The 12983-nt window shown below is 73.1% G+C and carries 11 protein-coding genes; 3 read left to right on the forward strand and 8 right to left on the reverse strand.

The window, feature by feature from the left end; all coding sequences use genetic code 11:
• Window positions 1-47 precede the first annotated feature (47 nt).
• Together OG580_RS06250 and OG580_RS06255 are read right to left on the reverse strand one after the other, a co-directional pair.
• The gene (locus OG580_RS06250) at window positions 48-509 is read right to left on the reverse strand and encodes a GNAT family N-acetyltransferase (RefSeq protein ID WP_267042632.1); all 462 of its coding nucleotides are present in this window, start codon (window positions 507-509) and stop codon (window positions 48-50) included.
• A 104-nt stretch (window positions 510-613) separates the two neighbouring features.
• Window positions 614-2047 (reverse strand): PLP-dependent aminotransferase family protein, encoded by a 1434-nt coding sequence (locus tag OG580_RS06255; RefSeq protein ID WP_267042633.1) that lies wholly within the window; start codon window positions 2045-2047, stop codon window positions 614-616.
• On the opposite strand from OG580_RS06255, the gene OG580_RS06260 reads away from it, so the two are divergent.
• Entirely contained in the window at window positions 2046-3071 is a 1026-nt protein-coding gene (locus OG580_RS06260; protein WP_267042634.1) for a DMT family transporter, read from the forward strand. The genes OG580_RS06255 and OG580_RS06260 overlap by 2 nt on opposite strands.
• Before the next feature lie 101 nt (window positions 3072-3172).
• Complete coding sequence (locus OG580_RS06265) at window positions 3173-3376, forward strand: DUF1918 domain-containing protein (RefSeq protein WP_267042635.1); 204 nt, start codon at window positions 3173-3175, stop codon at window positions 3374-3376.
• Here the strand turns inward: OG580_RS06265 and OG580_RS06270 are convergent.
• On the reverse strand, window positions 3352-4584 hold the full coding sequence (locus OG580_RS06270) for a glycoside hydrolase family 10 protein (protein ID WP_267047914.1): 1233 nt from the start codon (window positions 4582-4584) through the stop codon (window positions 3352-3354). The genes OG580_RS06265 and OG580_RS06270 overlap by 25 nt on opposite strands.
• A gap of 217 nt (window positions 4585-4801) precedes the next feature.
• Here OG580_RS06270 and OG580_RS06275 point away from each other — a divergent pair, with 217 nt between their 5' ends.
• Window positions 4802-5662, forward strand: a complete 861-nt coding sequence (locus OG580_RS06275; RefSeq protein ID WP_267042636.1) for a 3-hydroxybutyryl-CoA dehydrogenase — start codon at window positions 4802-4804, stop codon at window positions 5660-5662.
• A gap of 82 nt (window positions 5663-5744) precedes the next feature.
• Here OG580_RS06275 and OG580_RS06280 read toward each other — a convergent pair whose 3' ends face one another.
• The 5 genes from OG580_RS06280 to pheS form a co-directional block, all read right to left on the reverse strand.
• Window positions 5745-6275, reverse strand: coding sequence for an NUDIX hydrolase (locus OG580_RS06280; RefSeq protein WP_267042637.1), 531 nt, complete (start codon window positions 6273-6275; stop codon window positions 5745-5747).
• A gap of 62 nt (window positions 6276-6337) precedes the next feature.
• Window positions 6338-7681, reverse strand: a complete 1344-nt coding sequence (locus tag OG580_RS06285; RefSeq protein WP_267042638.1) for a transcriptional regulator — start codon at window positions 7679-7681, stop codon at window positions 6338-6340.
• A 292-nt stretch (window positions 7682-7973) separates the two neighbouring features.
• Window positions 7974-9041, reverse strand: a complete 1068-nt coding sequence (locus tag OG580_RS06290; protein WP_267042639.1) for a PP2C family protein-serine/threonine phosphatase — start codon at window positions 9039-9041, stop codon at window positions 7974-7976.
• Between the two features lie 285 nt (window positions 9042-9326).
• A complete protein-coding gene (gene pheT / locus OG580_RS06295) occupies window positions 9327-11855 on the reverse strand; it encodes a phenylalanine--tRNA ligase subunit beta (protein WP_267042640.1) in 2529 nt (842 codons plus the stop codon).
• Entirely contained in the window at window positions 11855-12982 is a 1128-nt protein-coding gene (gene pheS / locus OG580_RS06300) for a phenylalanine--tRNA ligase subunit alpha (RefSeq protein WP_267042641.1), read from the reverse strand. Before pheS ends, pheT begins: the two co-directional genes overlap by 1 nt.
• Window position 12983 lies beyond the last annotated feature (1 nt).

Below are 12983 nucleotides of genomic sequence, written 5' to 3' on the forward strand. Positions count from 1 at the left end.
GCCTCCCAGGTCAAGGGGTCATTTTCCGGGACCGGAGAGGTGCCGGGTCACTGCTGCCCGAGAGCCATCCACTTGTCCGGATTCTGCAGTGGCGTGAAACCTACCTTCTCGTACACCCCGTGCGCGTCGGCGGTGGCGAGCAGGATGCGGCGCAGGCCGGACGGTGCGAGGTGGTCGCGGACGGCGGCGACGAGCGCGGTGCCGAGGCCGGTGCCGCGGGCCCCCCGGTCGACGTAGACGTCGCAGAGCCAGGCGAAGGTGGCGTAGTCGGTGACGATGCGCGCGTAGGCGGCCATCTCGCCGGTCTCGCCGTCGTAGGCGCCGAAGTTGAGCGATCCCGCGATGGCCGCGTCCTGCTTCTCCCGAGGTCGGCCGAGGGCCCAGTAGGCGTCCGTGGAGAGCCAGTGGTGGACGCGGGCCGCGTCGATCCGTGCGGGATCGGCTGAGATCTCGTACGCCCCGTGCATGACGGTGGTACCGGGGAGGGTGGGGGCCGGGCTGTCGTTCATGGCCGCAGGGTTCCAGGATCGCGGGTTCCTGTCAGGTGAATTTGCCCGGGGGCGGGAGACCGACGGAGGCCCGGTCCGGCGGCCGCTCCGGACCGGGCCTCCGCTCAGGCGGTGAGCTCGTCGACCGCCGCCCGCAGGCGGCGCACGCCCTCCACGATCTCGATGGGGCCCGCCACACCCGCGAAACTCAGCCGGATGTGCCCGGCGGGGGGCTCGGCGCAGAAGTAGGGGCGGCCGGGGGCGGCGGCGACGCCGGTGCGCAGGGCGGTGGCGAGGAGCGAGGCCTCGGGCAGGGTGTCGGGGAGCCGGAGCCAGAGGTGGTACCCGCCGGAGGGGACACGGGGCAGGGCGAACTCGGGGAGGTGGAGGGCGACGGCCCCGGTCATGACCTCGCGGCGGCTCCGCAGCTCCTGGGAGACGGCCCGGAGGTGGCGGTGCCAGGCCGGGGAGCCGACGAGTTCGAGGGCGGCCTCCTGGAGGGGCCGGGGGACGAAGAAGCTGTCGACGACCTGGATGGCGCGCAGCCGCTCCAGAACGGGGCCGCGGGCGGCGAGGGCGCCGACGCGGAGGCTGGGCGAGGTGGGCTTGGTGAGGGAGCAGACGTGGACGACGACGCCGTCGGGGTCCTCGGCGGCGAGCGTCGCGGGGAGCGGCCCGGCGTCCTCGTGGACGAGGCGGCGGGCGAAGTCGTCCTCGACGACGAAGGCCCCCGCGGCGCGGGCGATGCGGACGACCTCCCGGCGCCGTTCCGGCGGGAGCGCGCTGCCGGTCGGGTTCTGGAAGAGCGGCTGGCAGACGAAGACCCGGGCGCCGGTGGCGCGGAAGGCGGCTTCGAGGAGCTCGGGACGGACCCCGTCGGCGTCGGCCGGTACGGGGACGGGGCGGAGTCCGGCGGCTCGGGCGACGGCGAGCATCCCGGGATAGGTGGGCGACTCGACGAGGACGGGGGTGCCGGGCGGGGCGAGGGCGCGCAGGGCGGTGGTGATGGCCGACTGGCCGCCCGCGGTGATCAGCACCTCGGCGGCGGTGACGCTGCCGCCGATCTCGCGGGCGAACCACTCGCGCAGTTCGGGCAGGCCGTCGGTGGGCGGGCGGCTCCAGGCACCCGGGCGGCGGCCGGCCCGGGCGAGGGCGGCGGCGAGGGCCCGCTCGGGCTGGAGGGAGGAGTGGAGGTAGCCGCCGTTGAACTCGATCACTCCCGGCGGCGGAGCGGAGAGGGTGACGAGGACGCCGGAGGCGTCGACGGCCCGGGGGACGAGTTCGGTGGCGGTGTCGGCGCTGAGCGCGAGTTCCTGCCAGGAGGTGTCGCCCGCGACGGGCGTGGCGCGCGGCTCGGCGCGGAAGGCGCCGGCGCCGGGGCGGGTGACGACGAGCCCTTCGGCGGCGAGCTGGGCGAGGGCCCGGGTGACGGTCACCGGGGAGACGCGGTAGCGCTCGACGAGCGTGCGACTCGACGGCAGCTTTCCACCTGGTGAGTAGCGGTTGAGCTCCGCCCTCAGGGATTCCGCCAGTTCTGCGACGCTGCTACGCTCATGCATGAGACCACAGAATAGCGCTACTGCCTCCACCGCGATAGCGGTCACCGCCCCGGAGGGAAGCACTTCCGTACGGAGCGCGGGTGCCTGTGTCCGTACCGGCGCCGGATCCGCCGCCACGGACGCCGCGGGCACCACAGGCGTCACCGCCGCCGAGGTCTCCGACCGGAGCGCGGGCCGCGGCACCCTGCTCGCCCTGCTCGGCGTGGTCTCCTTCTCGCTCACCTTCCCGTCGACCGTCTGGGGCCTGGAGAGCTTCGGCCCCTGGTCCCTGGTGGCCGTGCGCTCCACCCTCGCCGCCCTCATCGCGGGCGCCTTCCTCCTCGTCGGCCGGGTGCCCCTGCCGGAGCGGCGCCACTGGGCCGGCCTCGCCGTGGTCGCCTGCGGTGTCGTCATCGGCTTCCCGCTGCTGACCACGCTGGCCCTGCAGACCTCCACCACCTCGCACGCCGCCGTCGTCGTGGGCCTGCTGCCGCTCACCACGGCGACTCTCGCCGCGATACGGACCGGCCGACGCCCCTCCCGTACCTTCTGGTTCGCCGCCGTCTCCGGGGCCGTCGTGGTCATCGCCTTCACGCTCCAGCAGAGCGGCGGAGCGGTGTCCACGGGCGACGTGTACCTCTTCGGGGCGCTGCTCGTGTGCGCCGCCGGCTACACCGAGGGCGGGCGGCTCGCCGCGCTCATGCCGGGCTGGCAGGTCATCGGCTGGGCCCTCGTCCTGTGCCTGCCGCTGATGGTGGCCGCCTCGGCGGTCACGCTGTCGATCGAGCCGGTCCGCCTGAACGCCCACGGCGTCATCGGCCTGGTGTGGGTGGCCGCCGGCTCCACCTTCTTCGGCCTGTACGTCTGGTACCGGGGCATGGCCGAGATCGGCATCCCCAAGGCGAGCCAGCTCCAGCTCGCCCAGCCGCTCCTCACCCTGTTCTGGTCGGTCTTCCTGCTCGGCGAGGCCCTGCCGCTCGCCGCCCCGCTCGCCGCCACGGGGGTGCTGGTCTGCATCGCGGTCACCCAGAAGGCGAAGAGCTGACACGGAAACCGACACCGACGCGACGGATCGGGGTGACGCGGGTCACAATGGCAGACATGGACCCCGAGTAGGACAGGCGCGTTCGCGAGGAGGTCAACCCGATGCAGGCGAGTGTGGGTGACAAGCTGCTGGTGCACGGTCGGACCGTCGGTCACCACGACCGTACGGCCGAGGTGCTTCAGGTACTGGGGGAGAACGGCACTCCCCCGTACCGCGTGAAGTTCGACGACGACGGCCACGAGGCCCTGATGTCACCGGGCCCCGACACCGTCGTACGCCATCACTCGGAGGCGGAGGCCCGCTGAGGCCGCTCCTTCGGAGGCCGGACCCCGGTCGGGTAGTGATCGGCCACCACGGCGGCCATCGCCCCGGCCCGGTCCGCGGCCATCTCCTTCGCCGCGAAGTAGCAGTGCCCGCCGACCGACGGGTACGAGGCGGCGAGCTCCAGGTGGCGTGACAGCTCCTTCGGGTCCTGCCAGGCCGCCGGCTGGGCGGGGTCACCCGCCTTGTAGAGCGCCTCGCCGATGTAGAGGCCGACGCCGGTCCCCCGTACCACCGCGTCCCACCAGGGCAGCAGCTTCGCGTAGTCGGCGGCGGGCAGGCCGATGTGCCAGTACAGCTGCGGGACGACGTGGTCGATCCAGCCCTCACGGATCCACTTCCGCGTGTCCGCGTACAGGTCGTCGTAGGTCTGGACTCCGGCGCGGGAGTCCGATCCCTCCGGGTCGGTGGCGCGGTTCCGCCACACGCCGAAGGGGCTCATCCCGAAGGCCACGTGCTTCTTCGTCTCCTTGATCCGGGCGGACATCTCGGAGACGAGCAGATCGGTGTTGTTCCGCCGCCAGGACGCCTTGTCGGGGAAGTCCCCGCCGTACCGCGCGTACGTCGCGTCGTCGGCGAAGACCTGCCCGGCCACCGGGTACGGATAGAAGTAGTCGTCCCAGTGCACGGCGTCGAGGTCGTAGCGGCGGACCGCGTCCAGCATCGCGTCCTGGACGAAGCGGCGGACCTCGGGCAGGCCCGGGTCGTAGTACAGCTTCCCGCCGTAGGGCAGCACCCACTCCGGGTGGAGCCGGGCCGGGTGGTCGGCGACGAGCCGGGCCGGATCCGTGTGATTCGCCACGCGGTACGGGTTGAACCAGGCGTGCAGTTCGAGGCCGCGCGCATGGGCCTCGGCGACCGCCGTGCCCAGCGGGTCCCAGCCCGGGTCGCGCCCCTGCGTGCCGGTCAGGCACTGCGCCCACGGCTCGTACGGCGAGGGCCACAGGGCGTCCGCGGTCGGTCTGACCTGGAGGACCACCGCGTTGAGGCGGCGCTCGACGGCCGTGTCGAGATGGGCGAGGAGCTCGGCGCGCTGCTCCTGGGCGGTCAGGCCGGACCGGGAGGGCCAGTCGCGGTTGGCGACCGTGGCCACCCACACACCGCGGAACTCGCGCCGGCGATGCGCCCCCTTCCGCCCCGGGGGTGCGGCGGCCGTGGTCCCCTCTCCTGTCGCCCCCGTCACGGCGAGCACCGCCCCGGTGGCGCCGGCGACGAACCCTCTTCTGCCGATAGGCCGCACTTGTACCCCTCCTCTGTCGGATACGTCACACGCACCCGGACAGCATGCCCGGCCCGGACGATCGATCATCGGTTAATGAGCGGTAACGTCGTGGGGTCGAGGCGGACGCACCGGAATCACACGGGGCCCGCCGCCAGAGAAGAGCGAAAGGCACGAGGTGACGGACTCCATGGCCGACATTGAGCGCGTCGGAGTGGTGGGTTGCGGCCAGATGGGCGCGGGCATCGCAGAGGTGTGTGCCCGGAGCGGCCTTGAGGTGAAGGTCGCCGAGACCACCGGCGAGGCGCTGGAGCTCGGCCGTACACGGCTCTACAACTCGCTGTCGAAGGCCGCCGAACGCGGCAAGATCAGCGAGGAGGAGCGGGACGCGACGCTGGCGCGCCTCAGCTTCACCACCGACCTGGGCGAGTTCGCCGACCGGGACCTCGTCATCGAGGCGGTCGTGGAGAACGAGCAGGTCAAGACCGAGATCTTCCAGGTGCTCGACCAGGTGATGACCCGGCCGGACGCCATCCTGGCCTCGAACACCTCCTCCATCCCGCTCGTGAAGCTGGCCGTGGCGACCTCCCGCCCCGACCAGGTCATCGGCATCCACTTCTTCAACCCGGCCCCGGTGCAGAAGCTCGTCGAGCTGATCCCGGCGCTCACCACCTCCGAGGGCACGATCAGCCGTGCGCAGGCCTTCGCCGAGAAGGCGCTGGGCAAGCACGCGATCCGCGCGCAGGACCGCTCCGGCTTCGTGGTCAACGCCCTGCTGGTGCCGTACCTGCTCTCCGCGATCCGGATGTTCGAATCGGGCATCGCGAGCCGCGAGGACATCGACAACGGCATGGAGTACGGCTGCGCCCACCCGATGGGCCCGCTGAAGCTCGCCGACCTCATCGGTCTGGACACGATCGCCTCGATCGCGGACTCGATGTACGCCGAGTTCAAGGAGCCGCTGTACGCCGCTCCCCCGCTGCTCCAGCGCATGGTGGACGCGGGCCGGCTCGGCCGGAAGACGGGGTCGGGCTTCTACCCGTACTCCTGACCTCCCCTGAACACCGGACGGCCCGTACACACGCACAGGTACGGGCCGTCCGGCATGTCACGCGCCACTCCTCCCCCGGGCGTCAGCCGAGGCGCAGATGGTGGAGCATCAGCAGCCCGGCGGCCATGTTGGCGGCCGGGATCTCGCCCCGGGCGATCATGTCGGGAACCTGTTCGAGCGGGATCCAGGCCCGCCGCGAGGACTCGAACGCGTCCTCGGGCGGTCCCGTGTACGTGGCCCGCTCCGCCCAGTAGAGGTGGTGACGGGCGTCCGTGAGGCCGTTGGAGGGCTCGACGGTGAGGAGATGACGCAGCGGCCCCGGCCGCCAGCCGGTCTCCTCCTCCATCTCGCGGGCGGCGGCGGCCTCCAGGTCCTCGCCGTCCTCGACGACGCCGGCGGCCAGCTCCCAGCCCCAGCTGTCGGTGATGAAGCGGTGGCGCCAGAGCATCAGGACTTCGTCCGCCTCGTTGACGACGGTCGCGACGGCGACCGGGCGGAGCCGGATCAGATAGTGGTCGAGGTGACGGCCGTCCGGGAGTTCGACGTCCGCGAGGTTCACCCGGAACCAGCGGTTCTCATAGACAGAGCGTTCGCTCAGTTTCGTCCACTGCACGTTCTTGCCACCTTCCGACTGGTCGGTGCTTGTTTGGTGGCAATATCGCAGCAGTTTGTGACTCACAGGGGAACGCGCAGAGCCCCGTCGATGAGAGCCGCCGCCTCCCGGGCGTCGCCCCCGCCGCTCGCGAGGAGATCCACCCGCACCTGCCGCAGCCGGTCCCGCAGCCGCCGCGACTCCATGCCCCGCGCCCTCTCGGTCATCTCCACCGCCGTACGGGCCGCCCCGTCGGCCTCGCCCTGGCGCAGCTCGACCTGGCACAGCATGGCGAGCCGGTGCACCCGGCCCCGGTCGTGCGAGGGCGTCCGTACCGCCGCCGCCGCGTGCTCGTGCGCCGCCGGGAGATCGCCCAGCCTGAGCAGGGCCTCCGCGACCTGCACGTTGACGAGCCCCGGCTGGACGTATCCCGTCTCGGCCGGCTCCGCGCCCGGGCTGATCCGCTCCGCCTCCGCCTCCGCCCGCCGGATGCAGGCCAACGCGGCCGCCCCGTCGCCCAGGTGTGCGTACGCCTTCGCCTGCATCGCCGTCAGATCGGCGGCCAGCGCCGGGGTGATCTGCCGCCCGGCCGCCCTCAGCGCCGCCTCCGCGAACGCCACCGCCTGCCGGTACTCCCCCATGAACAGCGACTGGTTGACCAGAAGCGCGATCACATAGGCGCCGAGCCCCCGGTCACCGCTGGCCTTCGCGAGCCGCAGTGCCTGATGGAAGTAGCGCTGGGCCAGCCCGTGCGCGTCCGCGTCGTAGGCGCAGATTCCGGCCACCGCCACGAGTCCGCCCGTGGCCCGGTGCAGTCGGCGGCCGACCGCGTCGCTGTACGCGCCCCGCAGCAGCGGCGCGGTCTCGGTGGTGAGGAAGCCGACGATCCGGGCCCGCGTCGCGATGCCCCCGGCCTTGCGGTACATCTGCTCGTAGTGGGACCGGGCTGCGCTCAGCACGGCGATGTCGGCCGCCGAGACCGTCGTCCCCCGGCCGTCGCGGGAGACGTCCGCGTCCTCAGGAGGGTTCTCCCACTCCCACACCGGCATCACCGCCGGTGTACCCGTCACGGCCTGCGCGCCGACTATGTGCGGACGTTGCTGCTCGTCGGAGCGCCAGAGCGCGGCCGCCCGCTCGACGAATCCGGAGAGCGGCGTGCCGAAGGCCGGCGGCGGCCCGCCCGGCACCCCGAGGCCGATGTCGTCCAGGGTCACCTGGCGGTGCAGCCGGGCGGCGAGCACCTCGCAGATCAGGTCGGGCACCTGGCCGCGTGGCCGCTGCCCCTTCAACCAGCGCGCCACGGCGGTGTGTTCGTAGCGCAGGGTGATCCCCCTGGCCTGGCCGGCCCGGTTCACACGGGCGGCGAGGCCGGCGTTCGAGACGCCCGCTTCGTCGAGCAGGGCGTCGAGCAGGGTGTTGGGCTGCATGCCCCCTCCGGTCGCTCGGTGGACCCAGCCTAGGGGTCGGCGGACCCTGCCCGTGGCCGAATCCCTACGGGTCGGTTTCGCACGGGGTGTGAACGAAGTACCCGTTCTTCCGGTCCGCGTACTCTGCCGGGCCCGGTCCCGCACCGATTGACTGTGCTTCTCGCCGCAAGGCGACGACCGGGCCGCCGGCTCCCCCTCGTACAGTGCGGCCGCCCGGTCCGCGTCGCCCGCCCCGCTGATCTGCCCGACACTCCGTGGCGGGGCGGGCGTCGCCGGCCCAGGACCCCTTCGCTCAACAGTGGGAGGAGGGGGCGGGCCGGGGGCGGCGCAGCCCGGGTTCGGCGGGCTGCGCCGGAACCCGGACGCGGTCGTTGCGTACGACGAGGAGCGCGATGTCGTCCGCGAGCCGGCCGCCCGTGTGGTCCAGGAGCGCCGCGTGGAGCCGTCGGACCAGCCTCGGCGGCGCCTCACCCGCCAACCCGGCCAGGGCCGCGTCGAGCGCGAAGAACCGGCCGTGGTGGTCCCTGGCCTCCTCCGCGCCGTCGGTGTGCAGGACCAGCGTCTCGCCGGAGAGCAGCCGGGATCCGGCGTACGGCACGAGCGCGGCGGGCAGCGGCAGGACGCCCAGCGGTGGGAGCGGGTCGCCGAGCGGCAGCCGCTCCACCCGCCGTCCGATGCGGTACGGGCCGGGGTGACCGCAGTTGAACACGGACAGCCGCCCGTCGGCCCCGATCTCCAGGAGCAGCAGGGTCACGAACTCCTCCGCCACCGGGTGCGCCGGCTCCGCCCCGCCCCGCGCCGGATGCTCGTCGCGCGCCCGCTCCCGCAGGTGCCGTTCGAGCGCCCGCTCCAACCGCCGCAGGACGCCCCCGAGTTCGGGCTCGTCATGGGCGGCCTCACGGAAGCTGCCGAGGACGGCCACCACGGCGCCGAGCGCGGCGAGCCCGTGTCCCCGCACGTCCCCGACGACGATCCGCACGCCGTACGGAGTGGCCACCGCCTCGTACAGATCCCCGCCGACGGACGCGCCCCGGGAGGCCGACAGTTGCCCGGCGGCGAGCGCGAGTCCGTCGAGCCGGGCGGGAGGTGGACGCAGAAGGACCTGCTGGGCGGCGTCGGCGACGGCTCGCACCTGGGCCAACTCGCGGGCGAGCCCGCGCCGGATGCCGAGGACGAGCCCGGTGCCGACGGTGAGGAAGACGACGCTGGTGGCGATGCGCATGGGCAGCCCCGGCTGCCGGGCCAGCGGGCACCCGAACTTCCACACCACGGCCACCGCGCCCCACGCGGTGGGAAGAGCGAGCGGGGCCAGCCGGCGGAGCCGGGAGCCAGCGGAGACCAAAGACCTGGTACGGATCATGCACGGCCCTTCCCGAGCCTCGACAGCGCCCGAAGGCCCTGCGGCCCACAGGTCCGCCCCTGCGGCCGCGTCGATTCTCCCGACCGTGCGGACCACGGGGGAACACCCCCCGGCGATCTCACCCGAAGGAGTGAGCGCCCTGGGCGCGCCGCACTTCGCCAGGGATCCGCCACGCGTACGGGTGGCCGTCTCCCGCGCACCCGTACGCCACTTCGTGGGCCGGGAACGGCGGAGGGCCGCCCCGGGATGTTCCCGGGACGGCCCGCCGTGTCGTGCTCGTGCGCGTCAGGCGCCGCGCAGGACGGCGCCCGTGCGCTCGGCCGCCAGGGCGACGGCCGCGTCGCGGGCGGCGCTGGCCTCGTCGACCGTGAGGGTGCGGTCCGTGGCGCGGAACTTCAGCGCGTACGCCAGGGACTTGGCGCCCTCACCCAGCTGGTCGCCGGTGTAGACGTCGAACAGACGGATGGACTCCAGGAGTTCACCCGCGCCCTCGGTGAGGGCGGCCTCGACCTCGGCGGCCGGGACCTCGGTGGCGACGACCAGGGCGACGTCCTGGGTGGCGACCGGGAAGGAGGAGATACGGGGGGCCTTCAGGGGGCCCTCGTTCGCCTTCTCCAGCAGGTCCAGGTCGATCTCCATCGCGCAGCTGCGGGCCGGGAGACCGAAGGCCTTCACGACGCGCGGGTGGAGCTCGCCGGCGTGGCCGACGAGGACCTTCTCGCCGTCGACCTCGACGTGGAACGCGGCGCAGCGGCCCGGGTGCCACGGGGCGTGCTGGTCGGCGCTGATGATCAGCTCGACCCCGGACTCGGCGGCCACGCTGCGGCCGGCCTCGACCGCGTCCGCCCAGTCGGACGGGCGGCCCTTGCCCCACCAGCCGGCCTGCTCGCGCGCACCGGCGAGGACGACGGCGGCGCGGCGCGGCTGCGCGGGCAGCGCGGCGTTGACCTCGGCGACCTCCTCGTCGGTGGGACGGCGGTCGACGGGCAGCCGGACGGCGACGCCGGGCTGTCCCTCGGGCCGGAAGACCAGACCGGTCTCGAAGAGCGCCAGGTCGTGGCTGCCGCGGCTGTCGTTGCGACGGAGCGCACCGAGCAGGCCCGGGAGCAGCGTCGTACGGAGCGCGGGCTCCTCGTCGGAGAGCGGGTTGACCAGGGTCACGACCCGGCGACGGGCGTCGTCCGCGTCGAGACCGAGGTTGTCGAGGGCCTGCTCGCCGATGAACGGGTAGCTCAGGGCCTCGACGTAACCGGCGCCGGCCAGGGCGCGGCCCACGCGGCGGTGGGTGCGCTGGCGCTCGGTGAGCCCGCGGCCGGCCGGGGGCTTCGGCAGCGTGGAGGGCAGGTTCTCGTAGCCCTCCAGGCGGATGACCTCTTCGGCCAGGTCGTTCGGCTCGTTGAGGTCGGGGCGCCACGAGGGCACGGTCACGACGAGCTCGTCCTGACCGTAGACGTCGCAGCCGACCTCCTGGAGGCGGCGGACGACGGTCTCACGGCCGTAGTCGACGCCCGCGACCTTGTCCGGGTGGTTCGCCGGCATGGCGATCGTACGGGGCGCGGAGGGGGCGCTGATCTCGGTGACGCCGGCCTCGGCCGTACCGCCCGCGAGCAGCACGAGGAGGTCGACGGTGCGCTGCGCGGCAGCGGCGGCGGCCTGCGGGTCGACGCCACGCTCGAAGCGCTTGGACGCCTCGGAGGACAGCTTGTGGCGGCGGGCCGTGCGCGCGATCGAGATCGCGTCGAAGTGCGCGGCCTCGATGACGACCTCGGAGGTGCCGGTGACGATGCCGGTCTCCGGGTCGGTCACCGGGTCGGCGATCTCCGTGTTGGCACCGCCCATGACTCCGGCGATGCCGATCGGCCCGCGGTTGTCGGTGATGACCAGGTCCGCGGCGTCCAGGACGCGCACGGTGCCGTCGAGGGTGGTGATCTTCTCGCCGGCCTCGGCGCGGCGCACCCCGATGGGGCCGTCGATGCGGCTCCGGTCGTAGGCGTGCAGCGGCTGGCCGAGCTCCAGCATCACGTAGTTGGTGACGTCCACGGCCAGCGAGATCGGGCGCATGCCGGCCTTCTGCAGGCGGCGCTGCAGCCAGATCGGGGAGCGCGCCTCGGGCGCGAGGCCGACGACCGTACGCGCGGCGAAGCGGTCGCAGCCGATCGGGTCGGCGATCTGGACCGGGTAGCCGTACGCGTTCGGCGCGGGCACGTCGAGGAGCGCCGGGTCGCGCAGCGGCAGGCCGTACGCGGTGGCGACCTCGCGGGCGACGCCGCGCATCGAGAGGCAGTAGCCGCGGTCCGGGGTGACGGCGATGTCGAGGACCTCGTCGTACAGCTCCAGGAGGACGGTGGCGTCGATGCCGATCTCGTACTCCGGCGGGAGCACGATGATGCCGTGCGTGCCGTCGTCGCCCATGCCGAGCTCGTCGCCGGAGCAGATCATGCCGCGGGACACCCGGCCGTACGTCTTGCGCTCGGCGATCCGGAAGTCACCGGGGAGGACGGCGCCGGGCAGGGCCACGACGACCTTGTCGCCCACGGCGAAGTTCCGGGCGCCGCAGATGATCTCCTGCGGCTCGCCCGTGCCGTTGGCCTGGCCGACGTCGACGGTGCAGAAGCGGATGGGCTTCTTGAACTCCGTCAGCTCCTCGACGGTGAGGACCTTGCCGACCACCAGCGGGCCGGTGAGGCCGGTGCCGAGCTTCTCGACGGTCTCGACCTCGAGGCCTGCCGAAATGAGTGTGGCCTGGACGTCGCGGCCGGTCTCCGTCGCCGGCAGGTCGACGTACTCCCGCAGCCAAGAAAGCGGGACCCGCATCAGATCTCCATCCCGAACGGCCGGGTGAACCGGACGTCACCCTCGACCATGTCTCGCATGTCGTCGACGTTGTGGCGGAACATCAGCATCCGCTCGATGCCGAACCCGAAGGCGAATCCGCTGTACTTCTCGGGGTCCACACCGCAGGCGACGAGCACCTTCGGGTTGACCATGCCGCAGCCGCCGAGCTCGATCCAGCCCTCGCTGCCGCAGGTGCGGCAGGGACGGTCCGGGTTGCCGACGGACTCGCCACGGCAGACGTAGCAGAGCATGTCCATCTCGGCGGACGGCTCGGTGAAGGGGAAGAAGTTCGGGCGGAGCCGGGTCTTCATGTCCGGGCCGAAGAGCGCCTGGACCATGTGGTCCAGGGTGCCCTTGAGGTCGGCCATGGTCAGGCCCTCGTCGACGGCGAGCAGCTCGATCTGGTGGAAGACCGGGGTGTGCGTGGCGTCGAGCTCGTCGGTGCGGTAGACGCGGCCGGGGCACACCACGTAGACCGGGGGCTCCCGGTCGAGGAGGGTGCGGGCCTGGACCGGCGAGGTGTGGGTGCGCAGGACGACACCGGACTCGTCGCCCGTGGTGCCTTCCGGCCCCTGGACGAAGAAGGTGTCCTGCATCTGGCGTGCCGGGTGGTCCGGGACGAAGTTGAGGGCGTCGAAGTTGAACCACTCCGCCTCGACCTCGGGACCCTCGGCGACCTCGTACCCCATGGAGACGAAGACGTCCGCGACGCGCTCCATGAGCGTGGTCAGCGGGTGCCGGGCGCCTGCCGGGACGCGGTCGTACGGCAGGGTGACGTCGACGGCCTCCTCGACGAGGACGCGGGCGTCCCGCTCGGCCTCCAGCTCGGTCTGCCGGGCGGCGAGCGCCTTGGAGACGGCGCCGCGGGCCTGGCCCACGACCTTTCCGGCGGCGGCCTTGGCCTGCGGCGGCAGGGCGCCGATCTCGCGGTTGGCGAGCGCCAGCGGCGAGGTGCCGCCGGTGTGCGCGGTCTTCGCGTGCGCGAGCGCGTCGAGGTCGCCGGCGGCCGCGAAGGCGGCGAGCGCCTCGTCCCGCATGCGCTCGATCTCTTCCGGTTTCAAGGCCTCGACCTCGACCGGGTCGTACGACTTATTCGGTGCCGACATC

It is taken from the genome of Streptomyces sp. NBC_00094 (assembly GCF_026343125.1).
GTDB lineage: Bacteria > Actinomycetota > Actinomycetes > Streptomycetales > Streptomycetaceae > Streptomyces.

Excerpts from the sequence above, each read along its gene's own strand:
- OG580_RS06290 (WP_267042639.1), bottom strand. The coding sequence starts at position 9,041 with ATGATCCGTACCAGGTCTTTGGTCTCCGCTGGCTCCCGGCTCCGCCGG.
- OG580_RS06250 (WP_267042632.1), bottom strand. The coding sequence starts at position 509 with ATGAACGACAGCCCGGCCCCCACCCTCCCCGGTACCACCGTCATGCAC.
- OG580_RS06285 (WP_267042638.1), bottom strand. The coding sequence starts at position 7,681 with ATGCAGCCCAACACCCTGCTCGACGCCCTGCTCGACGAAGCGGGCGTC.
- OG580_RS06260 (WP_267042634.1), top strand. The coding sequence starts at position 2,046 with ATGAGACCACAGAATAGCGCTACTGCCTCCACCGCGATAGCGGTCACC.
- pheT (WP_267042640.1), bottom strand. The coding sequence starts at position 11,855 with ATGCGGGTCCCGCTTTCTTGGCTGCGGGAGTACGTCGACCTGCCGGCG.
- OG580_RS06265 (WP_267042635.1), top strand. The coding sequence starts at position 3,173 with ATGCAGGCGAGTGTGGGTGACAAGCTGCTGGTGCACGGTCGGACCGTC.
- pheS (WP_267042641.1), bottom strand. The coding sequence starts at position 12,982 with ATGTCGGCACCGAATAAGTCGTACGACCCGGTCGAGGTCGAGGCCTTG.
- OG580_RS06255 (WP_267042633.1), bottom strand. The coding sequence starts at position 2,047 with ATGCATGAGCGTAGCAGCGTCGCAGAACTGGCGGAATCCCTGAGGGCG.
- OG580_RS06275 (WP_267042636.1), top strand. The coding sequence starts at position 4,802 with ATGGCCGACATTGAGCGCGTCGGAGTGGTGGGTTGCGGCCAGATGGGC.